The organism is Aeromonas sp. sia0103, assembly GCF_963895295.1.
Lineage (GTDB): Bacteria > Pseudomonadota > Gammaproteobacteria > Enterobacterales > Aeromonadaceae > Aeromonas > Aeromonas encheleia.
In genome coordinates this window covers 460,049-481,860 of the sequence record NZ_CAWQKG010000022.1, presented here as the reverse complement: position 1 = coordinate 481,860, position 21,812 = coordinate 460,049, and the positions used below count along the sequence as shown (strand labels likewise).

16 protein-coding genes are annotated in these 21,812 nt (G+C 64.2%); 10 read left to right on the top strand and 6 right to left on the bottom strand.

All coding sequences use genetic code 11. From position 1 onward, the window contains the following. Positions 1 to 52: 52 nt before the first annotated feature. From cysK to AACW18_RS10580, 5 genes are all read left to right on the top strand, one after another. Entirely contained in the window at positions 53 to 1,021 is a 969-nt protein-coding gene (cysK, locus tag AACW18_RS10600; protein ID WP_042653923.1) for a cysteine synthase A, read from the top strand. Positions 1,022 to 1,462: 441 nt separating this feature from the next. After that, complete coding sequence (locus tag AACW18_RS10595; RefSeq protein WP_005338266.1) at positions 1,463 to 1,720, top strand: HPr family phosphocarrier protein; 258 nt, start codon at positions 1,463 to 1,465, stop codon at positions 1,718 to 1,720. A 44-nt stretch (positions 1,721 to 1,764) separates the two neighbouring features. Next, positions 1,765 to 3,492, top strand: coding sequence for a phosphoenolpyruvate-protein phosphotransferase PtsI (gene ptsI / locus AACW18_RS10590; protein ID WP_042653924.1), 1,728 nt, complete (start codon positions 1,765 to 1,767; stop codon positions 3,490 to 3,492). Between the two features lie 42 nt (positions 3,493 to 3,534). Continuing rightward, positions 3,535 to 4,044 (top strand): PTS glucose transporter subunit IIA, encoded by a 510-nt coding sequence (gene crr / locus AACW18_RS10585; protein WP_005325875.1) that lies wholly within the window; start codon positions 3,535 to 3,537, stop codon positions 4,042 to 4,044. A 538-nt stretch (positions 4,045 to 4,582) separates the two neighbouring features. Then, positions 4,583 to 5,128 carry a cytochrome b gene (locus AACW18_RS10580; RefSeq protein ID WP_218388605.1) on the top strand — a complete coding sequence of 182 codons (546 nt, stop codon included), beginning with the start codon at positions 4,583 to 4,585 and terminating at the stop codon, positions 5,126 to 5,128. A 69-nt stretch (positions 5,129 to 5,197) separates the two neighbouring features. Here AACW18_RS10580 and AACW18_RS10575 read toward each other — a convergent pair whose 3' ends face one another. The 3 genes from AACW18_RS10575 to AACW18_RS10565 all read right to left on the bottom strand — a co-directional run bounded on the left by AACW18_RS10575 (position 5,198) and on the right by AACW18_RS10565 (position 10,729). Further along, positions 5,198 to 8,935 carry an AAA family ATPase gene (locus AACW18_RS10575; RefSeq protein ID WP_218388604.1) on the bottom strand — a complete coding sequence of 1,246 codons (3,738 nt, stop codon included), beginning with the start codon at positions 8,933 to 8,935 and terminating at the stop codon, positions 5,198 to 5,200. After that, positions 8,932 to 10,158, bottom strand: coding sequence for an exonuclease SbcCD subunit D C-terminal domain-containing protein (locus AACW18_RS10570; RefSeq protein WP_218388603.1), 1,227 nt, complete (start codon positions 10,156 to 10,158; stop codon positions 8,932 to 8,934). Before AACW18_RS10570 ends, AACW18_RS10575 begins: the two co-directional genes overlap by 4 nt. Before the next feature lie 142 nt (positions 10,159 to 10,300). Next, positions 10,301 to 10,729 (bottom strand): GNAT family N-acetyltransferase, encoded by a 429-nt coding sequence (locus tag AACW18_RS10565; RefSeq protein ID WP_042653927.1) that lies wholly within the window; start codon positions 10,727 to 10,729, stop codon positions 10,301 to 10,303. A 180-nt stretch (positions 10,730 to 10,909) separates the two neighbouring features. On the opposite strand from AACW18_RS10565, the gene rdgC reads away from it, so the two are divergent. Further along, the gene (gene rdgC / locus AACW18_RS10560) at positions 10,910 to 11,821 is read left to right on the top strand and encodes a recombination-associated protein RdgC (protein ID WP_042653928.1); all 912 of its coding nucleotides are present in this window, start codon (positions 10,910 to 10,912) and stop codon (positions 11,819 to 11,821) included. 122 nt (positions 11,822 to 11,943) lie between these two features. Here rdgC and AACW18_RS10555 read toward each other — a convergent pair whose 3' ends face one another. Next, positions 11,944 to 12,540 carry a GDSL-type esterase/lipase family protein gene (locus AACW18_RS10555; protein WP_218388602.1) on the bottom strand — a complete coding sequence of 199 codons (597 nt, stop codon included), beginning with the start codon at positions 12,538 to 12,540 and terminating at the stop codon, positions 11,944 to 11,946. Positions 12,541 to 12,674: 134 nt separating this feature from the next. On the opposite strand from AACW18_RS10555, the gene ggt reads away from it, so the two are divergent. Beyond that, a complete protein-coding gene (gene ggt / locus AACW18_RS10550) occupies positions 12,675 to 14,456 on the top strand; it encodes a gamma-glutamyltransferase (protein ID WP_218388601.1) in 1,782 nt (593 codons plus the stop codon). A gap of 372 nt (positions 14,457 to 14,828) precedes the next feature. After that, the gene (gene ybaL / locus AACW18_RS10545; RefSeq protein WP_218388600.1) at positions 14,829 to 16,481 is read left to right on the top strand and encodes a YbaL family putative K(+) efflux transporter; all 1,653 of its coding nucleotides are present in this window, start codon (positions 14,829 to 14,831) and stop codon (positions 16,479 to 16,481) included. A 161-nt stretch (positions 16,482 to 16,642) separates the two neighbouring features. Here ybaL and AACW18_RS10540 read toward each other — a convergent pair whose 3' ends face one another. Both AACW18_RS10540 and puuR read right to left on the bottom strand, forming a co-directional pair. Then, positions 16,643 to 17,920 carry an NAD(P)/FAD-dependent oxidoreductase gene (locus AACW18_RS10540; protein ID WP_218388599.1) on the bottom strand — a complete coding sequence of 426 codons (1,278 nt, stop codon included), beginning with the start codon at positions 17,918 to 17,920 and terminating at the stop codon, positions 16,643 to 16,645. 33 nt (positions 17,921 to 17,953) lie between these two features. After that, positions 17,954 to 18,562 (bottom strand): HTH-type transcriptional regulator PuuR, encoded by a 609-nt coding sequence (gene puuR / locus AACW18_RS10535; RefSeq protein WP_218388598.1) that lies wholly within the window; start codon positions 18,560 to 18,562, stop codon positions 17,954 to 17,956. Positions 18,563 to 18,883: 321 nt separating this feature from the next. Between puuR and AACW18_RS10530 the strand changes: the two genes are divergently transcribed. Together AACW18_RS10530 and gabT are read left to right on the top strand one after the other, a co-directional pair. Next, positions 18,884 to 20,362 (top strand): NAD-dependent succinate-semialdehyde dehydrogenase, encoded by a 1,479-nt coding sequence (locus AACW18_RS10530; protein ID WP_218388597.1) that lies wholly within the window; start codon positions 18,884 to 18,886, stop codon positions 20,360 to 20,362. Positions 20,363 to 20,510: 148 nt separating this feature from the next. After that, positions 20,511 to 21,791, top strand: a complete 1,281-nt coding sequence (gabT, locus tag AACW18_RS10525) for a 4-aminobutyrate--2-oxoglutarate transaminase (protein ID WP_218388596.1) — start codon at positions 20,511 to 20,513, stop codon at positions 21,789 to 21,791. Positions 21,792 to 21,812 lie beyond the last annotated feature (21 nt).

Here is a 21,812-nt window from a genome sequence, read left to right as displayed (position 1 = left end):
AAACCACAGGGTAATCTTGTTTCATCGCCTTAACAAACACAGGGATAGCACCATGAGCAAAATTTTTGAGGACAACAGCCAGACCATAGGCAACACCCCACTGGTTCGTCTCAATCGTGTTACCAAGGGCCGCGTGCTGGCCAAGATAGAGAGCCGCAACCCCAGCTTCAGCGTCAAGTGTCGGATCGGCTCCAACCTCATCTGGGATGCCGAGAAACGCGGCGTGCTGACCAAGGGCAAGGAGATCATCGAGCCCACCAGCGGTAACACGGGCATTGCTCTGGCATTCGTGGCCGCGGCCCGTGGCTATCCCATCACCCTGACCATGCCGGCCACCATGAGCCTGGAGCGCCGCAAGCTGCTCAAGGCGCTGGGCGCCAACCTGGTGCTGACCGAAGGTCCGCTCGGCATGAAGGGCGCCATCGCCAAGGCCAACGAGATCCTCGAATCCGAGCCGGGCAAGTATGTGTTGCTGCAACAGTTCGAAAACCCCGCCAACCCCGAGATCCACGAGCTGACCACAGGCCCCGAGATCTGGGACGCCACCGACGGTGACGTCGATGTGTTCGTGGCCGGTGTCGGTACCGGTGGCACCATCACAGGCGTCTCCCGCTTCTTCAAGCAGACCAAGGGCAAGGCCATCATCTCGGTCGCGGTCGAACCCTCCGAGTCCCCCGTCATCAGCCAGAAGCTGGCCGGTGAAGAGATCAAGCCTGGCCCGCACAAGATCCAGGGCATAGGTGCCGGTTTCATACCGGGAAACCTGGATCTTAGCCTGCTGGACAGAGTCGAACAGGTGAGCAGCGAGGAGTCCATCGAGATGGCTCGCCGCCTGATGGAAGAAGAAGGCATTCTGGCGGGGATCAGCTCGGGGGCCGCCGTGGTGGCCGCCGCTCGTCTGGCCGAGCTGCCGGAGTTCGAGGGCAAGACCATAGTGGTCGTGCTGCCAAGCGCCGCCGAGCGTTACCTCTCCAGCGCCCTGTTCGCCGGCGTATTCAGCGAGCAGGAATTGCAGCAGTAATTGATCGTCTTACATCAAAACAACGGCGCTCTTCGGAGCGCCGTTTTCTTTATGAGCTAAACTCAGTAGTCGACAGTGTCAGTCGGCCCCTTATTTTTTGGGGTAAAATAACAAATTTGGATGTGACAAAAAAAGCAGACATTCTGTGATAAATCTCATATCCTGTGCCGCGTCACGAGGTGTTTGCTGGTTAAGTATCACAAGGTAACAAAATGTTATTTTTCGTTATAAATTAATTTCAAGCCAGTCATGGCGCGGCTTGTAGCCCGATAACGAAAAGACTTGGTCAGGACGCCGAATACTGCACAGAAAATTGACCTGGATTAAACCATTGCGGGTCTGATTTCGTTACTTTACAACATATCCATACTGACACGGTGAGACAGGAAGCCTCATAAGCGTCCATCTCTCCACACAATATCAATAATATGGGGTGAAACCATGTACGAGAAGTCTGTTGTTATTACTGCTGAAAACGGCCTGCACACCCGTCCTGCAGCTCAGTTCGTGAAAGAAGCCAAAGAATTCCAAAGCGAGATCACTGTGGTCTCCGGTGGCAAGTCCGCCAGCGCCAAGAGCCTGTTCAAGCTGCAGACCCTGGGCCTGACCAAAGGCACCAACGTGACCATCCAGGCCGATGGCCCGGACGCTCAGCAAGCCGTTGAGAAGCTGGTTGCCCTGATGGACGAGCTGGAGTAATCCAGCTTTATTCCTCCCCCACAGTCGTTTTAATAGGAAGGATTATGATATCTGGCATTCTTGCGTCCCCCGGTATCGCATTCGGTAAGGCGCTTCTTCTGAAAGAAGATGAAATCGTTATCAATCAGGGCAAGATCTCTGTTGACCAGATTGACGCCGAGATCAACCGCTTCCTCGAAGCTCGCACCAAGTCAGCCGCACAGCTGGAAGCCATCAAAGAGATGGCAGGTCGCACCTTCGGTGAGGAAAAAGAGGCCATCTTCGAAGGCCACATCATGCTGCTCGAAGATGAGGAGCTGGAAGGGGATATCAGATCCTTCATCAAAGACAACAAGGCTTCCGCCGACAAAGCCATCTATGAGGTGATCGAGCAGTACGCCAAGATGATGGCCGAGCTGGATGACCCCTATCTGCGTGAGCGCGCCACCGACTTCCGTGACATCGGAACCCGTCTGGTGAAGAACGTGCTGGGCATCGCCGTTGTCAACCTGAGCACCATCGACGAAGAGGTCATCCTGGTCGCCAAAGACCTGACTCCGTCTGAAACCGCTCAGATCAACCTGAAATACGTGCTGGGTTTTGTCACCGACATCGGTGGCCGTACCTCTCACACCTCCATCATGGCCCGCTCCCTGGAGCTGCCGGCCATCGTGGGCACCAACGACATCACAGCGCGCGTCAACAATGGCGAGATGCTGATTCTGGATGGCATCAACAACCAGATCATCATCAACCCGACCGCCGAGCAGCTGGCTGAGGCCAAGAAATTCCAGGCCCAGTTCCAGGCCGAGAAAGACGAGCTGGCCAAGTTGAAAGATCTGCCCGCCATCACCCTCGATGGTCATCAGGTCGAAGTGTGCGCCAACATCGGTACCGTCAAGGATACCGAGGGTGCCATCCGTAATGGCGCCGAAGGCGTGGGTCTGTACCGTACCGAGTTCCTGTTCATGGATCGCGATGCGCTGCCGACCGAAGATGAGCAGTTCAAGGCCTACAAAGAAGTGGCAGCGGCCATGCCGGATCAGCCGATCATCGTCCGCACCATGGACATCGGCGGCGACAAAGAACTGCCTTACATGAATTTCCCGAAAGAGATGAACCCCTTCCTGGGCTGGCGTGCCGTGCGCATTTTCTTCGATCGCGAAGACATCATGCACGCCCAACTGAAGGCCATTCTGCGCGCCTCCGCCTTTGGCAAACTGCGCATCATGTTCCCGATGATCATCTCCGTCGAAGAGTTCCGCAGCCTCAAGGCGACCGTGGAGCAGCTGAAGGCTGAACTGCGTGCCGACGGCAAAGCCTTTGATGAATCCATCGAAGTGGGTATCATGATCGAGACACCGGCTGCTGCCGTGATGGCTCATCATCTGGCCAAGGAAGTGGATTTCTTCAGTATCGGTACCAACGACCTGACCCAGTACACCCTGGCCGTCGATCGTGGTAACGAGATGATTTCCGCCATGTACAACCCGCTGTCACCCTCCGTCCTGACCCTGATCAAGATGGTAATCGACGCTTCCCATGACAATGGCAAGTGGACCGGTATGTGCGGTGAACTGGCTGGTGACGAACGCGCCACCCTGCTGCTGCTGGGTATGGGTCTGGATGAGTTCTCCATGAGCGCCATCTCTGTACCGCGTATCAAGAAGCTTATCCGTAACACCAACTTCGAAGATGTGAAGGCAATGGCAGACCAGGCTCTGAGCTATGCGACCGCCGCCGAAATCGAAGCCTGTGTAGATAACTTTATTAAGCAGAAGGCAGTCTGCTAAGATCGGCTGCAAACAGCGACAATCATCTCTAGGAGCTTTACTATGGGTCTGTTTGATAAACTGAAGAAACTGGTTTCCGATGACAGCTCTGACACCGGCGGCATCGAAATCTTTGCCCCCCTGTCAGGGGAAATCGTACCGATCGAAGACGTGCCTGACGTTGTCTTCGCCGAGAAGATCGTCGGTGACGGCATCGCCATCAAGCCGGCTGGCAACAAGATGGTTGCGCCGTGCGACGGCACCATCGGCAAGATCTTCGAGACCAACCACGCGTTCTCTCTGGAATCCGACTCTGGTATCGAGCTGTTCGTTCACTTCGGTATCGACACCGTCGAGCTGAAAGGCGAAGGCTTCACCCGTATCGCTCAGGAAGGTCAGAAGGTCAAACGCGGTGATACCATCATCGAGTTCGATCTGGCCGTTCTGGAAGCGAAAGCCAAGTCTACCCTGACGCCTGTGGTCATCTCCAACATGGATGAGATCAAAGAGCTGATCAAGATGACTGGCGCCGTGACCGTGGGCGAGACTCCGGTGATCCGCATCAAGAAATAATGCGCCGCTGGCCTGTGCCAGCTGCCGCAACGAAAAACCGAAGCCCTTGGCTTCGGTTTTTTTATGGGCCAGGATCCGTTGATAACGGACTCCCCCTCGCCCAGCGCCTCGGTCCGATACCGAGTCACAACCCTAACCTGCCTCCAACCCCTGATCCACACCATGCGGAGTCACGGGGCTGCCCGTCACGAGGGCCCATGATGGGGTCACCCCAACAACATGGCCCCCCGCATCGGCTGAGCCATGCAATCCGAACAGACCCCACCCATCACCGGGTCCTCATCTCACGACCCTCACAGGCAGGGTAGTCAGCCGTATCACCCCACGTCGACAAGTCTCCCATCAGTCACCCCTTGGGAAGTGGAATGAAGTGTCAGAAAGTTATCGAGATCAAGGTTTTGGCAAGCAAGCCTTGTAACATGGAGACGATTAAGACCGGGTCCGGGCGCAGGAAGCGAGCCCAAAGAGACAGAGACAGAGACAGAGGCAGAGGCAGAACCAGAGCGGATGCAACGAGCACCCCGAGCAGGAGATAAGCATGTTGAAGAATACGGAACGACGTTATGGCAGCCTGAGCATCGGGCTGCACTGGCTGACCCTGCTGTTGATGATCGCCGTCTACAGCCTGATGGAGTTCAGGGACATCTTCCCCAAGGGCTCCGTCGGCCGCGATGCCATGAAGGAGTGGCACTTCATGCTGGGTCTGCTGATCCTGGCACTGGTGGTGGTGCGCCTGCTGGTGCGCTTCAGCAGCCCGTCACCACGTATCGAGCCCGCCCTCTCTCCCCTGATGCTCAGGCTGGCCCAGCTCGCCCATCTGGCACTGTACGGCTTTCTGCTGCTCACGCCGCTGCTGGGCTGGCTGCTGCTGAGCGCAGGGGGCAAGCCCATCCCCTTCTTCGGAGCCGAGTTGCCCGCCTTGATGGCGCCGGATGATGGCCTGAAGGGGACCATCAAGGAGCTGCACGAGACGCTGGCCAACATCGGCTATGCCCTGATCGCCCTGCACGCCGCCGCGGCCCTCTATCACCACCATGTGCTCAAGGACAACACCCTGACCAATATGCTCCCCGAGAAGAAATAACTCCGGACAGGCCACGCCAACAAACAGGCCCCTATCATGGGGCCTGCTGCTAGGGTCGACGCATCGTCCTCAGGGCAAGACCACCCGGCTCTCGCCGCCACCGAGGGCCTCGACCCTTATTTGCACACCGATGCGTTCCACCAGGGTCTGGACGTGCGAGATGACCCCGATCTGGCGGCCCGCCGCCTGCAAGGAGTCGAGGCTGGAGAGCGCGAGATCCAGGCTGTCCGGATCCAGGGTGCCGAACCCCTCGTCGATGAACAGCGACTCGACCTGGGTCTGGCGGGAGGAGAGGCTGGAGAGCGCCAGCGCCAGCGCCAGCGACACCAGGAAGCTCTCACCGCCGGAGAGGGAGTCCACCGAACGCACCTCGTCCCCCATGTCGAGATCCACCACCTGCAACGCCAGATCGGTGCCGGGCACCCGCTCCAGCCGGTAGCGTGGCGACAGCTCCGCGAGCTGGGCATTGGCCTCCAGCAGCAGGCGCTCCAGGGTGAGGCTCTGGGCGAAGGTGCGGAATTTGGCGCCGCTGGCCGACCCTATCAGCTCAGACAACTGTTGCCAGTGATCCACCACCCCCTGCTGGCGGGCCAACTCTGCCTGCAGGCTCCCCGCCTTGAGCGCCGCCGTCTCGGCCTGGGCCAGGGTGCTCTTGCACTGGAACAGCTGCTCCTCCAGCTCGCGGCACAGCGCCGTGCTGGTGGTGAGGCGCTGGCTCAGCTCCTCGGTGGAGAGCGCGGTCAGCTCCCCATGATGCTCGCGGTAACGCTCCAGCTTGGCCTCCTCCTGCGCCTGCGCCCGCTGGCGCTCCCCGAGCCGGGTTCTGGCCTCGGTCAGGGCGTCCTCAAGCCGCTGCAAGGCGGCGCGCCGCACCTTGAGCTCATCCGGGCTGATGGCCAGCAGCCGGCGCAGATCATATTCGGCGATGCCGAGCGCACTGGCCTGCGCCGCCCAGCGCCCCTGCACCTCGCGCCGCCGCCGGCTGCTCAGCTGCCTGTCCTGCTCGAGATGGGTGAGCCGGGTCCTGAGCTCGGTCTGTCGCTCCCTGGTGGCCCGCAGGGCGGTCACCGCCTCCTCGAGCCGGCTGGTCGCCTGTTGCTGCCGCTGCTGCCATTCGTGCTCGACCTGGGCGATGGCGCGGCCATCGAGGCAGGCCTCGCGGCTGGCCAGCAGCCCCTGGCGCTGCTGTTCCCCTTCCTTGTAGTCGCGCTCCAGCTTGTGCAGCAGCGCGTTCTGGCCCTGCACCCGTACCTCCTGGGCGCTCAGTAGGGGGGTCAGGCTGGCGAGCTCGTTGCCGAGTTGCTCCCACTCTCCCTGCCCCTGCAGATAGGCCTCGCAGCTCTGCTGCCACTCCTGCCAGCGCTCACCCTCAATCCACTGGCGCCAGGGCTCGGCCCCCATCTGCTGATCGAGCCTGGCCTCCCCCTGTGCCAGCCGCTGGCGCAGGGTGCTCTCCTGCTCGGCCAGCGCCTTCAGCTCGGCCTCCCAGGCTACCTTCTGGCGCTCGTCTTCGTGCCACTGCTGTTCACACTGCTGATACCGGACGTTGAGTTGGGCCAGCTGCTCCCGCAGCCCCGCAAGCTGCTGCTGCCCCTGCTGGGCCTGCTGCAACTGCTGTTGGCCGGCCGCCAGCTCGTGCTCCAGGGCCTCCCCCTGGGCCAGTAGATCGGCCTGCAGCTCGACCCACTCCGCCGGGCTCTGGCGAGGTGGCAGGCCACGCCCTCCCAGCAGTGACCAACGCTGGCTCAGCTGTTCGGATCTCGCCGCCAGCTCGGGCTGATGCTGCTGGCGGGCGGCCAGCTGGCGGGCCAGTTCGACCCCTTCGCTCTCCCCTTGGATGTGCTGATGATGGAGTCGCTCCCAGTCGAGATCCAGCTGACGGACGCGCTCGGCCAACTGCGCCAGTATGCCAGCCACCTGGGGCTGGCTCTGGCGATAGGGATGCTCCTCGGCGCCGCAGAGCGGGCAGGGAGCCCCCTCCTGGAGCACGTGGCGATGCTGCTCGAAGCTGGCCACGGCGCGGGCCTGCTCCAGGGCATGGCGCGCCTCCTCCCGCTGGGTGCCGAGCCGCGCCAAGGCGGGCTCCAGCTCATCGCGCTGGGCGGCGAGCCGGGCCAGCTGCTGCTCGAGCATGCCGATCTCTTGCCACAATCGCTGCTGCTGTTCGCTGTGATTGCGACCCGCCTGTGCCAGCTCCAGCAACTGCCGCACCCGTGCCAGCTGCTCGGTGCGGGACTGACGCAGCTCCTGCGCCCTGGCGACCTGGGCGTCCCACTCCTGCGCCTGCACCTGATCGTGTTGCTGCTGCAGACGCGCACGCTCCTGCTGCCAATGGTCACGCTCCTGTTGCCCCTGCTCGAGGCGAGCCAGCAGATCGCGCAGGGCATGACTCTTGTGCTCACGACTCTGCAGCAAGCGCTGCAGCAGCGCCTTGTTCTCGGCCCAGTCCTGCATGGCCGCCAGCAGGGGTTGCCACTGGCGTGCCAGCGGGGCCAGCGTCTTGCGCTCCTCGAGCCAGCTCGCCCACTGCCGGCGGCGATCCTCGAGCGCCTGCGCCCGTTCGCGCTGCTGCTGCCACTCCTGTTGCAGCTGGAGTTGCAGGGTGCGTGCCTGCGCCCCCTGCTGCTGGATCTCCTGCAACTGGCCGGCCTTCTCCCGGATGCGGGTATCGAGATCCTGTGCCCGCTTGAGTTCGGGTTGCAGGGCCCCCCACTCCCGCTCGGCGCTCAGCTTGTCCGCCAGCAACTGTTGCTCGCGCAGGACGGCCTGTTGCTGCGCCTGCGAGGACAGCTCAAGCTCGGGTCCCAACTGGCCGATCAGCTGCTCCTGCTGCTGCACCTCCTGGTCAAGGCGGGCCAGCTCGTCGTGATCGGCGCGGGCCACCTGGGCCTGCTCGGCGCGGCCAAACTCCTCCCGCTCCGGGGCCGCCTGGGCATGAGCCGCCTCGGCGTCCGCGAGTGCGGTCTGCCCCTCCTGACAGGCCAGACGCAGGGCGGCGATGCGATCGTTGAGGTCGCGCAAGTCCTGCAACAGCTGACGCTGCTGCTGCTCGTGTTTGAGACTGGTGGAGAGGCGCTGCTGCTCGGCGACCCAGTGCTCGCGGGTCGCCTCGTCCATCAGCGCCACATCGCCGAGCCGCTGGCTTATGGCCGCGAGCGTCTGCTGCTCGGCACGGGCCCGCTCATGGGTCTGTACCGAGATGGCGGAGTAGAGCTCGGTGCCAGTCATCCGCTCCAGCAGCGCCGAGCGCTCGTCGGCGCCCGACTTGAGGAAGGCGGCGAACTCCCCCTGGGGCAGGATCACCGCGCGGCGGAACTGCTCCCAGGAGAGGCCCACCAGCTCGTCGATGCGCTCCTGCAGCTCCCGTTTGCTGCCGGAGAAGAGCTGGCCGGTAACGACGTCGGTCAGGCTGCGCTCCTGGGCCTGAAAGCGCCCCTCCGAGCGGTTGCGGGCCCGCCGCACCGCCCAGCGTGCCAGCCAGATGCGACCGTCACAGCCGCGAAACTGCACCTCGGCAAAGCCGCTGGCATGGCCACGGCTGAGGATGCCGCGCACGTCGTTGGCCTTGAGCTTCTCCTCGTCATCCGCCCGACCCACCTCGGCTACGTGCTTGCGATTGGCGATGAAGCGCGGCATCTCGTCATAGAGTGCGAGGCAGATGGCGTCGAGCAGGGTGCTCTTGCCTGCGCCGGTGTTGCCGGTGATGGCGAACAGGCCCGCGGCCCCCAGGGCGCCACGGGTGAAGTCGATGGCGAAGGTGCCGGTCAGGCTGGCCAGGTTCTCACCGGCGAGAGACAAGATTTTCATGCTTCGGACTCCTTCACCTGCGCCAGGATCTCTTCAAACGAGGCCACCAGTTCGGCCTCTGGTTCACCGTCAAACTGGCGCTGATAGCAGAGCCTGAACACCTCGGTCGGCGAGAGTTCATCCAGCCTGCGCCGGCTGGCACCATCGGCCAGCCCCTGACCCGAGCCCTGATAGCGGGTGCTGATGCGGGCCAGCCGCACCGGCTTGCCCGCCATCGCCGCCAGGATCCGCTCGCGGATGCGGGCCTCGGGCTTGGGCAGCAGCAGGCGCACCTCGAGGAAGGGCTGCGCCTCCTGGGGGCATTCGGGCAGGGAGAGGGCCTCTATGGCTTTGAGCGCCGCGTCGAGTTCACTCTCCGGCAGCCGGATCATCTCGACGCTGCGGGGCACGGGGAGTCGCTCCAGCCCCGCCAGTTTGCCATCCTCGAGCGTCACCTCCAGCACCTGATGGTTGTAGTTCGCCTCTGCCAGCGACAGCGGCAGCGGCGAGCCGCTGTAGTGCACCCCAGGGGCCGGGCTCTGGGCCAGATGCAGATGGCCGAGCGCCGTGTAGTCGGCAGCGGCGAAGATGTCGGCGGGCAGGGCGTGCTGATTGCCGCCGAGCACCCGCCGCTCGGACAGCTCGGAGAGCTGGCCCGCCGCCAGATAGGCATGGCCCATGGCGATCAGCGCCTGGCCGGGCTCACAGCGCGCGCGCCCCGCGCCCAGCACCTCTGCATAGACCTGACGGACCCCCTCGATCAGCCGATCCTGCCCCTCTTCCAGCGGCTCGACCCGCAGATCGCTGCTGCGCAGGAAGGGCACGGCGGCGCACCAGGCCGCAACCTTGCCCTCCTGGTCCTGCAGCGGCACCAGCAGGCGTTCGGTCTCGAGCCGCCCCTCCCCATCCCGGCTGATGCTGCCCACCAGGTGCAGATCGAAGGCCCGCAGCAGCTCGTGAGGGGCATCCAGCTTGGAGGGGGAGTCGTGGTTGCCGCCGATCAGCACCATGTTGAGCCTGGGCATCTCGGCCCGCAGCCGGGCCAAGAAGCGGTAGAGCTGTTGCCAGGCGCTGGCGGGGGGATTGGCTGTATCGAACAGATCCCCCGCCACCAGCAGGGCGTCGATCTGCCGGCTCTTGATGGTGTCGGCCAGCCAGTCGAGGAAGGCGTCGTGTTCGAAGCGGCGCTCGTGGCCATGGAGTTGATGACCCAGATGCCAGTCGGCGGTGTGCAGGATTTTCATGAGAAGGCGGCTCGGATTGTCGAATCGATCTGTCGAATCAATCTGTAGAATCAATAGGGGAGCGGTGCCGGCGGCACCCGATGCAGACAAGATGCGGATCTGCCATCACTTTTTCAAGCAAAACAGGCCGCCGGCGTCAGATTCAGGCGGTCGGGAAGCACATCCTGTATTGAGGGTGACCGGTCAGCGGATCGGACTGCTCCCCCGCGATCACGAAGCCGTGACGCCGGTAGAAGCGCACCGCCGGCTCGTTTTCCACAAACACCCGGGTATGCAGCTTGCCCTCCTGCAGCTTGGCCTCCTGCAGCAGGGCATGGCCGACCCCGCGTCCCTGCCGGTCGGGGCGCACGAACAGCGCCGCCAGGAAATCCTCCACCAGCGCCATGAAGCCGAGCAGCTCACCGCGCTCCTCGTATACCCAGATGCGGGCATGATCGAGGTAGCGGGTGCGCAGCTCCTCCTGGGCCTGCCACCAGCAGGAAGCGTCAACAAAATCATGAGCCTGCAAGGATGCCAGCAGCCAGATCTCGACTATCTCTTCCATGTCTTCCGGCCTGCTCGCTCTCAACATTTTCGCATCCTTGTTAACAAACTCGACACAGGCAGTCTAGGGGAGTTTGATGACACGATGGGGGTGAAACAGGACTCCCTGTGAACTCGATCTCCCTTTATTTAGCGAGAATGATTGGCTGATCACAAAGCGCCTCTCTAGTACAATGCCCGCCGGACAATCTATGAGACCGAGGACGCCATGTGGTTTAAAAACCTGCAGATTTATCGCTTTACCCGCCCCTTTGACCTGACCGTGGATCAGCTGGAAACCCAGCTCGAGGCCTGTGCCTTCACTCCCTGTGGCAGTCAGGACATCTCCCGGTTCGGTTGGGTCAAGCCCCTCGGCAAATTCGGCTCAACCCTGACCCACAGCGCCTCTGGCCACATCCTGCTCTGCGCCCGCAAGGAAGAGAAGATGCTGCCGGGCACGGTGATCAAGGAGATGCTGGCGGAGAAGGTCGAAGCGATCGAATTCGAGCAGGGCCGCGCCCTCAAGAAGAAGGAGAAGGAAGCGCTGAAGGAGGAGATCCTCCACACCCTGCTGCCCCGCGCCTTCAGCCGCACCAGCCAGACCTTCGCCTGGATCAATCCGGCCGACAACCTGATGGTGGTGGACGCAGGCTCCGCCAAGAAGGCGGACGATCTGCTGGCCCTGCTGCGCAAGAGCATCGGCACCCTGCCGGTGGTCCCGGTGGCCCTCAAGAACCCGCCCGAGATCACCATGACCGAGTGGCTGAACGAGGGTAACCTGCCCGCCAGCTTCACCCTGGAAGACGAGGCCGAGCTGCGCAGCGCCATGGAGCACGGTGGCATCATCCGCTGCAAGCAGCAGGATCTGATGAGCGAGGAGATCAAGAATCACCTGGCCAACGACAAGCTGGTGACCAAGCTGGCCCTGAACTGGGGCGAGACCCTGAGCTTCGTGCTGGGGGACGATCTCTCCATCAAGCGTCTCAAGTTCAGCGAAGAGCTGCGCGAGCAGAACGACGACGTGACCAGCGAAGATCCCGCCGCCCGGCTGGATGCGGACTTCGCCCTGGTGACCGCCGAGCTGGCCCAGTTCATCCCGGCGCTGTTTGCCGTCCTGGGTGGCGAAGAGCAGTCCATCTAGCCGAGCCGACCGGATAGGATAGTCCCCTGACGACAGGAGTCATCGCAAGCAACCGCCCTTCACTTAACAAGAAGGGCGGTTTTTTTATGTGTCGAGCCAGGGTGCCGGAGGCAGTCCCCGCCTCAGAGCGCGCCGCGATCCAGGAGCGTGCGGTGCAGCCGCTCGGCCAGGGCGCGATAACCCGCCCCGTTGAGATGCACCGCATCGGACTTGAACTCGGGGCTGCGCAGCAGCTCGCCGATGCTCTCCTCGTCCAGCACCAGTTGGTATTGCTCCGCGAGCTCGGCGTAGAGCGGCGCCCCCGTGGCGAACAGGGACCTGCGGGGCACGCCCACCAGCAACAGCTGGGCACCGCTGCCCTGCACCGCCTCTATCATGGCGGCCAGGTTGGCCTTGAGCGCCGCCTCCCCGCTGCCGCGCAGTATGTCATTGCCCCCCTCCAGCAAGATCACCAGCGCGGGCCTGTGCTCGGCCAGCAGCGCCGGCAAGCGGGCCCTGCCCGCCTGACTCAGCTCGCCCGAGACCCCGGCGTTGATGACGGGGTGACCGCTCAGAGCGGCCAGCACGCTGGGGTAGCTCTGGGTCGGACTGGCACCGCGCCCCTCGGTCAGGCTGTCGCCGAACGCCAAGATGGTCTCCCCCGCCGCCAGGGGCCTGAAGCTTGGCTCGCCGCAGGCTGTCAGCAGCAGGCAGAGCAGCCCCATCACGCATCTTCTCATCCCTCTCCCCCAAGCCCGCCGGGCGCCTCCGTGGATATGTCTGTAACCATATGAGTAGCAAGACAATCTTTCAATGAAGCCTCGATTGTGCCACATTCCAGCCTGGTGTTGAAAAAACAGACAAGGAGAGTGTCATGTCCCTCAAGCCCCTCGGCCTGCTGGTGGCCTTCGGCCTGCTCGCCGGTTGCGCCCCCCAGAATGGTTTCCATTATGTGCCCCCGCCCCAGACCCTGCTCGCCCCCGAGGCGGCCAGCGGCTGGACCGACAAACAGGGCTGGCAGGGCCGTGACTTCATGGTGGCCGCCGCCAACCCGCTGGCGGTAGATGCCGGCTATCAGATCATCAAGGCCGGCGGCAGCGCGGTGGATGCCGCCATCGCCGTCCAGCTGGTGCTGACCCTGGTGGAGCCCCAATCCTCCGGCATCGGCGGTGGCTCCCTGCTGCTGGTGTGGGATGGCAAGCGGGTGAGCGCGGTGGATGGCCGGGAGACCGCCCCCGCCGCGGCGACGGATCAGCTGTTTATGCGAGACGGCAAGCCGATGGCGTTCTATGACGGCGTGGTGGGCGGTCGTTCGGTCGGTGTCCCCGGCACGGTGCGCGCGCTGGCGCTGGCCCATCAGCGCTATGGCGAGCTGCCCTGGGCCACGTTGTTCGAGCCGGCCATCACGCTCGCCGAGCAGGGCTTCATCATCAGCCCGCGGCTGGCCAGTCTGCTGCAAAAGGATCCCTATCTGGCCAAGGATCCCGACGCCCGCGCCTACTTCTATCTGCCGGATGGCAGCCCGCGGGCCGCCGGCAGCAGGCTCAGCAACCCGGCGCTGGCCAGGGTGCTGCAGACCCTGGCCCGGGAGGGGGCCGACGCCTTCTATCGGGGGCCGCTCGCCGAGGCCATGGTGGCCAAGGTGCACCAGCACCCCACCAACCCCGGCGTGCTGGCGGCCGCGGATCTGGCCAGCTACAGCGCCAAGCTGCGGGACGGCCTCTGCTTCGACTATCGCCAGAGCGAGGTGTGCGGCTTCCCGACCCCCTCCTCCGGCACCATCGCCCTGGGCCAGATCTTCGGCATGCTGGAGAGCCGCGACATGGCGGCCCTCAAGCCGGTGCCCACGGCCGACGGCCGGCTAGCCGCCTCAAGCGAGGCCATCCACCTCTACAGCGAGGCGGCGCGGCTCGCCTTCGCCGACCGCAACCAGTATGTGGCGGACGGCGACTTCGTCGGCGTGCCGGTGCAGGGGCTGCTCGACAAAGGCTACCTCGCCGAGCGCGGCAAGCTGATCGGCACCCGCTCCATGGGGATCGCCCAGCCCGGCACGCCGCCACTGGCGCTCGCCCGGGGGCGGGACGCCACCCCGGAGCTGCCCTCCACCAGCCACATCTCCATCGTCGACAAGGCGGGGATGGCGGTCTCCATGACCAGCTCCATCGAGGATGGCTTCGGCTCGCGGCTGATGGTCAACGGCTATCTGCTCAACAACCAGCTCACCGACTTCTCCTTCACCTCGGTGGATGCCGCCGGTCTGCCGGTGGCCAACCGGGTCGAGCCGGGCAAGCGCCCGCGCTCCTCCATGTCGCCCCTGCTGGTGTTTGACAAGCAGACCGGCGAGCTGGAGATGAGCCTCGGCTCCCCCGGCGGCTCGGCCATCATCAACTACGTGGGCAAGACGCTGCTCGGCACCCAGGATTGGGGGCTGAACCTGCAGCAGGCCATCAACCTGCCCAACTTCGGCAGCCGCAACGGCCCCACCGAGCTGGAGCAGGGTCGCACGCCCCAGGCCGTGATCGAGGGTCTCAAGGCCAGGGGGCACGAGGTGCTGCTGAACGAGCAGACCTCGGGCCTGCAGGGGGTGGAGCGCAACGCCGCTGGCTGGTTTGGCGCCGCCGATCCCAGACGGGAGGGGGTCGCCCGGGGCGAGTGATCGCCGCAAGCTCATCACAGCGGAGGCGGCCAGGATGCCGCCTCCGCACCTTGTCCGTTTGCCTCGCGTGGCGGCCCTAACAACCAATCACCGATGAATTACTCCTGCCAAGAAAAGGGCAAACATCCCGCCTTCTCCCCTCAGTTTCATTACTTATTCACATTTAATCGCAGATATGGGCATAAATGTGGATAAAGATTGAAAATTTTGCATAAATGTATTATTTTTCAACAGAAACGGCAGCGTTGTCTTCAACACTCTGTGCTTGCTGCGGCCGACACTGTCTCTTTCGCCCCCTGCTCATTGACAGCTGCCCTCTTCGCCCCCGCGGTGATCTGGTAGCCCACTGACTGCCATTAGCGAGGTGACGATATGGACCATTCACTCCCCCTGATCACGACTCTGGTAGGCGGCCTGGTGCTCGCCTATCTGTTTGGCATGCTGGCCCAGCGCCTGCGCATCTCCCCCATGGTGGGCTACCTGGCGGCAGGCGTCGTCTGCGGCCCCTTCACCCCCGGCTATGTGGCCGATCTGAGACTCGCCCCCGAGCTGGCGGAGATCGGCGTCATCCTGCTGATGTTTGGCGTCGGCCTGCACTTCTCCCTGAAGGATCTGCTGTCCGTCAAACAGATCGCCATCCCCGGCGCCATAGTGCAGATCACCCTGGCGACCCTGCTCGGGCTCGGCCTCTCCCAGCTGCTCGGCTGGAGCATCACCGCCGGGCTGGTCTTTGGCCTGGCGCTCTCGACGGCCAGCACTGTGGTGCTGCTGCGGGCGCTGGAGAGCCGGGGCCAGCTCGATACCAGGGAGGGGCGCATCGCCATTGGCTGGCTGATCGTCGAGGATCTGGTGATGGTGCTGGCGCTGGTCCTGCTCCCCATCCTGGCCAAGCTGCAACAGGGCGACGAGGCCCTGACCCTCACGCATATCCTGTGGGATCTCGGTTTCACCCTGGCCAAGGTCGCGGCCTTCATCGCCCTGATGGTCATAGGCGGACGCCGCCTCATTCCCTGGTTGCTGGCCCGCACCGCCGCGACCGGCTCCCGCGAGCTGTTCACCCTGGGGGTGCTCTCCTGCTCACTCGGCATCGCCTTTGGCGCCGTCAAGCTGTTCGGGGTCTCCTTCGCCCTCGGCGCCTTCTTCGCCGGCGTAGTGATGAACGGCTCGCACCTGAGCCACAAGGCGGCCAACGACACCCTGCCATTGCAGGATGCCTTCGCCGTGCTCTTCTTCGTGTCGGTGGGCATGCTGTTTGATCCCGCCGTCCTGCTGCGCGAACCGCTGGCGGTGCTGGCGACCATCTTCGTCATCATCATCGGCAAGTCGGTGGCGGCCTTCATCATAGTGCGGCTGTTTGGCCACAGCCGACGCACCGCCCTCACCATCTCGGCCAGTCTGGCGCAGGTGGGGGAGTTCTCCTTCATCCTGATGGGGCTGGGCAGCCTGCTGGGGCTGGTGCCCGATGTGGCGCGCGACCTGGTACTGATCGGGGCCTGTTTCTCCATCATGCTCAACCCGCTGGTGTTCAATCAGGCCGAGCGCTGGTTGCGGCGCCACCCTGAGCCGCAGGCGGAAGAGGCCCCCATCCAGTGCCCCCTGCGGGGCCATGTCGTGGTGGTCGGGGCCGGCGCCATCGGCAGCCATCTGATCCGGCGCCTGCACGAGCAGGGGCAGACGATGGTGGTCATAGACAGTGACGAGAGCCTGCTCGCCCCCTGGCGCGCCCTGGGGATCAGCTGCCTGGCGGGTCAACCGACCCAGGGGGATCTGCTCGATGCGGCGCTGCCCGATGCCAGCTGGCTGCTGATCACCCTGGATGACAGCCTGCTGGCCGGCGAGGTCGCGGCCATGGCCCGTGAGCGGGGAGCCCTGCTGCAAGTGGCGGCCTGCGGCCAAGCGCCCGAGGAGGTGCATCACCTGCGGGGACGCGGCGCTCAGCACGTAGTCCAGAGCCAAGAGGAGGCGGCGCGGCGATTGTGCCAGCTGGTGATCCACTCCCTCCCCGCCGAGCCGGATCCGGCCTGACCCCTGCCGGGTTGCAGGCGCCGGCCCCTGGATCGCAGGGCGCAGCATGGCAAGCGCCCAGGATATGCCCCTGGCCCCAGCCCCCTCCCGTCACAAGATGAAAAAATCGAGGCCACCCTGGGGTGGCCTCGTCATGTTCAACGCCTGATAGAAGTCCGCGCCTACACCCCCAGTCGATCCCGCAGGCTGTACCAGGTGGCACCCGCCATGGTGAAGGGGATGCGGAACAGCCGGCCACCCGGGAAGGGGTAGTGAGGCAGTTTGGCGAAGGCATCGAACCGCTCGGCCTGGCCACTCAGCACCTCCGCCAGCAGCTTGCCCGCCAGATGGGTACAGGTCACGCCGTGGCCACTGTAGCCCTGCATGTAGTAGATGTTGTGGCCAATGCGGCCAAACTGCGGCAGACGGGACAGGGTCAGCAGGAAGTTGCCGGTCCAGGTGTACTCCACCTTGACGTCTCTGAGCTGGGGGAAGGTCTGCAGCATCTTGGGGATGATCAGCCGCTCTATGTCCGCCGGATCCCGCGCCCCATAGACCACGCCGCCGCCGTAGAGCAGGCGGTGATCGCCGGTGGTGCGGTAGTAGTCGAGCAGGTAGTTGCTATCTTCCAGGCAGTAGTTCTGCGGCAGGAGGGCGCGGGCCCGCTCCTCCCCCAGCACCTCGGTGGCGATCACCTGGGTGCCGCACGGCATGCTCTTGGACGCGAGCTCGGGCACCAGGTTACCGAGGTAGGCGTTGCCAGCCACCACCACGAAACGCGCCTTCACCGCCCCCTTGGCGGTCTTCACCAGCGCGGGCTGGCCCGGGGTGATGGAAGTGACGGCGGATTGTTCGAAGATCCTGCCCCCCTGCATGCGGATGGCCTCCGCCTCCCCCAGCGCCAGGTTGAGGGGATGGATATGGCCACCGCGCTTGTCGAGCAGGCCGCCGACGTAGCGATCGCTCGCCACCACCTCGCGGATCCCGTCCTCATCGAGCAACTCCAGCTCGTCGTTGCCCCACTGCTGCCAGCGGGCCTGCTGGGCCTTGAGCTCGTGCAGCTGGCGCTCGGTCTCGGCGGCAAAGACCCCGCCCTGCTGCAGATCGCACTGGATGTTGTAGCGCTTGATGCGTTCGCGGATGATGTCGCCCCCCTCAAACAACATGGAGCCGAGCAGCCTGGCCTGATCCGGCGGGCAATTCGCTTCTATGGTGTCGATGTCACGGCTGTAGGAGTTGACGATCTGGCCGCCGTTGCGACCGCTGGCCCCGAAGCCCACCCTGGCCGCCTCCAGCACCACCACCGAGTAGCCCTTCTCAACCAGATGCAGCGCGCTGGAGAGGCCGGTGTAACCCGCCCCTATGATGCAGACATCGCACTCCAGCTGCTCGGTCAGGGTCGGATAGGACGCGTGTTTATTGGCGCTGGCTGCGTAGTAACTGTTTACATGTTCGGTCATGATCCTTGTTTCCTTACCGGTTCTTTTCCAAAACTAGAAGTTGGCCGGGGTATGGGCGCTGACGATGCGGCAGCTCTGCCCCGACGGGTTGCTGAAACTGTGGGGCTCGCCGGTGTCGATCACATAGCTGTCCCCGGCATTGAGCCGATAGGTCTGCCCGGCCAGGGTCAGCAGCACGGATCCCTCCAGCACGGTGCCGACCTCCTCCCCCAGGTGCGTGACCTGGCCCCCGGTGTCCGTGCCAGGGGCGTAGGTCTCCAACATGAAGCCGAGCTGGCGGCGGTTGTTGCCGTTGTGCACCAGCTTCATGGAGACCCCCTGGCTGCCCAGCTCGATCAGCTGCTCGGCCTTGATCACCACGCTCGGCGTCCTCTCCTCCTCGGCGAAGAAGCGCGACAGCGGCAGCTCGTAGACGCTGAGCAACTTCTGCAGCGAGGCCACCGATGGGCTCACCTTGTTCTGCTCTATCATGCAGATGGCGCCGTGGGTCAGCCCGCTCAGCTCGGCGACCCGACGCTGGGAGAGCCCGAGGCGGCGGCGGGTGGCGGCGAGCCGCTCCCCCATGCTTTTATCCATCCCTTTGCCCGTCAAGGGGTTATCCGTCATGGCCTGCCACTGGGCCTCTCCTTGTGGTTGCTGCATCGCCCACCTCCCTGTGTACCTGCCTAGGTGCCTGCCTAAGTCCTGTGAGCCATCTGGTTAAAATAGCGGACCAATTCCACCGCAGTGTTCGTTATCCTGCACAACCAGGCCGTTCATTATTTTGCACACCCGAGTCCATGAAATCCGATAGAATCGCCTCAACAGCTCCATTTCTAGCATGTGACGGCCGCTTTACTCAAATATATTTAACACTTGAAAAACATTTCGGCTCAATTTATGGTCGTTACGTGCTTATTATTATATACGGTGGCACCGTCGGATGAGTTGGCCACCCGGACCCACAATCGAGGCTTCCTATCTATGTCAGCATCGTCAGCATCACAACCCGCTCAGGCTCACGCCTTGCTCAAATCCCTTGCCTATATAGATGGTCACTGGTGCGAGGCCCATGACGGGCGCCAGTTCGCGGTGCTCAACCCGGCCACGGGTGAGGTCATCACCCAGGTGCCCGACATGGGCGAGGCCGACACCCGCCGCGCCATCGAGGCGGCGCACGGCGCCCAGCCCGCCTGGGCCGCCCTCACCGCCAAGGAGCGCAGCACCAGGCTCTATGCCTGGTTCGAGCTCATCATGGCCAACCAGACCGAGCTCGCCCGCATCATGACCCGCGAGCAGGGCAAGCCGCTCGCCGAGGCCAAGGGCGAGGTGGCCTACGGCGCCAGCTTCATCCAGTGGTTCGCGGAAGAGGGCAAGCGCGCCTATGGCCGCACCATCCCGGGCTTCTCCGGGGATCGGCGCCTCGCGACCATCAAGCAGCCGGTGGGCGTGGTGGCCGCCATCACCCCCTGGAACTTCCCCATCGCCATGATCACCCGCAAGGCGGGCCCGGCCCTGGCGGCCGGCTGCACCATCGTCATCAAACCCGCCGCCGAGACCCCGCTCTGTGCGCTGGCGCTGGCGGTGCTGGCCGAGCAGGCGGGCATTCCGGCCGGGGTCATCAACATCATCACCTCCCATCAGGCCTCGGTCGTGGGCGACGAGCTGTGCCGCAACCCCAAGGTGCGCAAGCTCTCCTTCACCGGCTCCACCCGCATCGGCAAGCTGCTGATGCGCCAGTGCGCCGACACCATGAAGCGGCTGTCGCTGGAGCTCGGTGGCAACGCCCCCTTCATCGTGTTTGACGATGCGGATCTCGACGCCGCCGTCGCGGGCGCGCTCGCCTCCAAGTACCGCAACGCGGGCCAGACCTGTGTCTGCGCCAACCGCATCCTGGTGCAGGCCGGCGTCTACGACGCCTTCGCCGACAAGCTGGCCACCGCCGTGCGCGCCTTCAAGGTCGGGGATGGCATGAGCGAGGGCAGCCAGATAGGCCCTCTCATCAACCCGGCCGCCATGGCGAAGGTGACTAGCCTGGTCCGTCAGGCCGAGGCCGCCGGCGCTTGTGTGCTGGTGGGGGGCGAGCCCCATCCCGCAGGCCCGCTGTTCTACCACCCCACCATCCTGACCGAGGTGGCGCAGGACAACCCCATCTTGCAGGAGGAGATCTTCGGCCCCGTGGCCCCGCTGGTGCGCTTCGAGACCGAGGCCGAGGCCATCGCCATGGCCAACGACACCCCCTACGGGCTCGCCGCCTACTTCTATGGCCGGGACATTGCCCGGGTGTGGCGGGTCGCCGAGCGGCTGGAATACGGCATGGTCGGCATCAACGAGGGGATCATCTCCACCGAGCTGGCGCCCTTTGGCGGCATCAAGGAGTCTGGGCTTGGCCGCGAAGGGGCCAGCGAGGGCCTGGAAGAGTACCTGGAGACCAAATATCTCTGCTTCGGCTCGATTGCGTAAAAATGCATTTATTGTAATTATTAATTCTTTAATGACAGGGGTGTCTCGAATCGACCACCCCATGACATCACCACAAGGAGAGGGTCAGCAGCCAGGCTGCCGGCCCATCACAGTGAATTGAGGGGCTAGCCCCAGAGGGAGAATAGAGATGAGTAACCAATCCTGGCAGGCCCGCCGTGAAGCCGCCGTGGTACAGGGCGTCGGCACCCTGCTGCCGGTCTTTATCGAGCGGGCGCAGAACGCCGAGCTGTGGGACGTGGAGGGCAATCGTTACATCGACTTCGCCTCCGGCATAGCGGTGCTCAACACCGGCCACAACCATCCCAAGGTGCTCGCCGCCGTGCGCGAGCAGCTCGAGAAGTTCAGCCACACCTGCTTCCAGGTCACCCCCTACGCCGGCTACATCGAGCTGGCGGAGAAGCTGAACGCCCTGGTGCCCGGCCCCACCCCCAAGCGCACCCTGTTCCTCTCCACCGGCGCCGAGGCGGTGGAGAACGCCATCAAGATCGCCCGGGCCCACACCGGCCGCAGCGGCACCATCGCCTTCAAGGGCGGCTTCCACGGCCGCACCATGATGGGGATGGCGCTCACCGGCAAGGTGGTGCCCTACAAGACTGGCTTCGGCCCCTTCCCGGGTGAGGTCTATCACCTGCCCTTCCCGGCCGATTATCTGGGGGTGAGCGAGGCCGAGGCCCTGGCGGCGCTGGATCTCTGCTTCAGCTCGGACATTGAGCCGGCCCGGGTGGCCGCCATCATACTGGAGCCAGTGCAGGGGGAAGGAGGCTTCTACGTCGCCTCCCCGAGCTTCATGCAAGCCTTGCGCAAGATCTGCGATCAGCACGGCATAGTGCTCATCTGTGACGAGATCCAGACCGGCTTCTGCCGCACCGGCAAGACCTTCGCCACCGAATACAGCGGCATAGAGCCGGACATCATGACGCTGGCCAAGAGCCTGGCAGGCGGCTTCCCGCTCTCGGCCGTGGTGGGCAAGAGCGAAATCATGAACGCCGCCAAACCCGGTGGTCTGGGCGGCACCTATGCCGGCTCCCCCATCGCCTGCGCCGCCGCCCTGGCGGTGCTGGAGGTCATCGAGGAGGAGCAGCTCAACCTGAAGGCCCAGACCCAGGGCGAGCAGATCAAGGCCCGCCTGCACCGCCTGGCGGAGCGCTTCGACTGCATCGGCGACATCCGCGGCCCCGGCGCCATGGTGGCCATGGAACTGGTCAAGGGACGGGATGCCACTAAACCTGACCCGGATCTCACCAAGCGGCTGGTGGCCGAGGCAGGCAAGCAGGGGCTGGTGTTGCTGGCCTGCGGCGTGCGTGCCAACGTCATCCGCTTCCTGGCCCCCCTCACCGCCCCCCCGGCCCTGATCGACGAGGGGCTGGACCTGCTGGAGCAGGCGCTGGCCGCCGCCAGTCAGGGCTAGCGCCCGGATCTGCCCACCCGC

Coding starts and splice junctions, on each gene's coding strand:
- cysK (WP_042653923.1), top strand. CDS start 53: ATGAGCAAAATTTTTGAGGACAACAGCCAGACCATAGGCAACACCCCA.
- AACW18_RS10595 (WP_005338266.1), top strand. CDS start 1,463: ATGTACGAGAAGTCTGTTGTTATTACTGCTGAAAACGGCCTGCACACC.
- ptsI (WP_042653924.1), top strand. CDS start 1,765: ATGATATCTGGCATTCTTGCGTCCCCCGGTATCGCATTCGGTAAGGCG.
- crr (WP_005325875.1), top strand. CDS start 3,535: ATGGGTCTGTTTGATAAACTGAAGAAACTGGTTTCCGATGACAGCTCT.
- AACW18_RS10580 (WP_218388605.1), top strand. CDS start 4,583: ATGTTGAAGAATACGGAACGACGTTATGGCAGCCTGAGCATCGGGCTG.
- AACW18_RS10575 (WP_218388604.1), bottom strand. CDS start 8,935: ATGAAAATCTTGTCTCTCGCCGGTGAGAACCTGGCCAGCCTGACCGGC.
- AACW18_RS10570 (WP_218388603.1), bottom strand. CDS start 10,158: ATGAAAATCCTGCACACCGCCGACTGGCATCTGGGTCATCAACTCCAT.
- AACW18_RS10565 (WP_042653927.1), bottom strand. CDS start 10,729: ATGTTGAGAGCGAGCAGGCCGGAAGACATGGAAGAGATAGTCGAGATC.
- rdgC (WP_042653928.1), top strand. CDS start 10,910: ATGTGGTTTAAAAACCTGCAGATTTATCGCTTTACCCGCCCCTTTGAC.
- AACW18_RS10555 (WP_218388602.1), bottom strand. CDS start 12,540: ATGAGAAGATGCGTGATGGGGCTGCTCTGCCTGCTGCTGACAGCCTGC.
- ggt (WP_218388601.1), top strand. CDS start 12,675: ATGTCCCTCAAGCCCCTCGGCCTGCTGGTGGCCTTCGGCCTGCTCGCC.
- ybaL (WP_218388600.1), top strand. CDS start 14,829: ATGGACCATTCACTCCCCCTGATCACGACTCTGGTAGGCGGCCTGGTG.
- AACW18_RS10540 (WP_218388599.1), bottom strand. CDS start 17,920: ATGACCGAACATGTAAACAGTTACTACGCAGCCAGCGCCAATAAACAC.
- puuR (WP_218388598.1), bottom strand. CDS start 18,562: ATGCAGCAACCACAAGGAGAGGCCCAGTGGCAGGCCATGACGGATAAC.
- AACW18_RS10530 (WP_218388597.1), top strand. CDS start 18,884: ATGTCAGCATCGTCAGCATCACAACCCGCTCAGGCTCACGCCTTGCTC.
- gabT (WP_218388596.1), top strand. CDS start 20,511: ATGAGTAACCAATCCTGGCAGGCCCGCCGTGAAGCCGCCGTGGTACAG.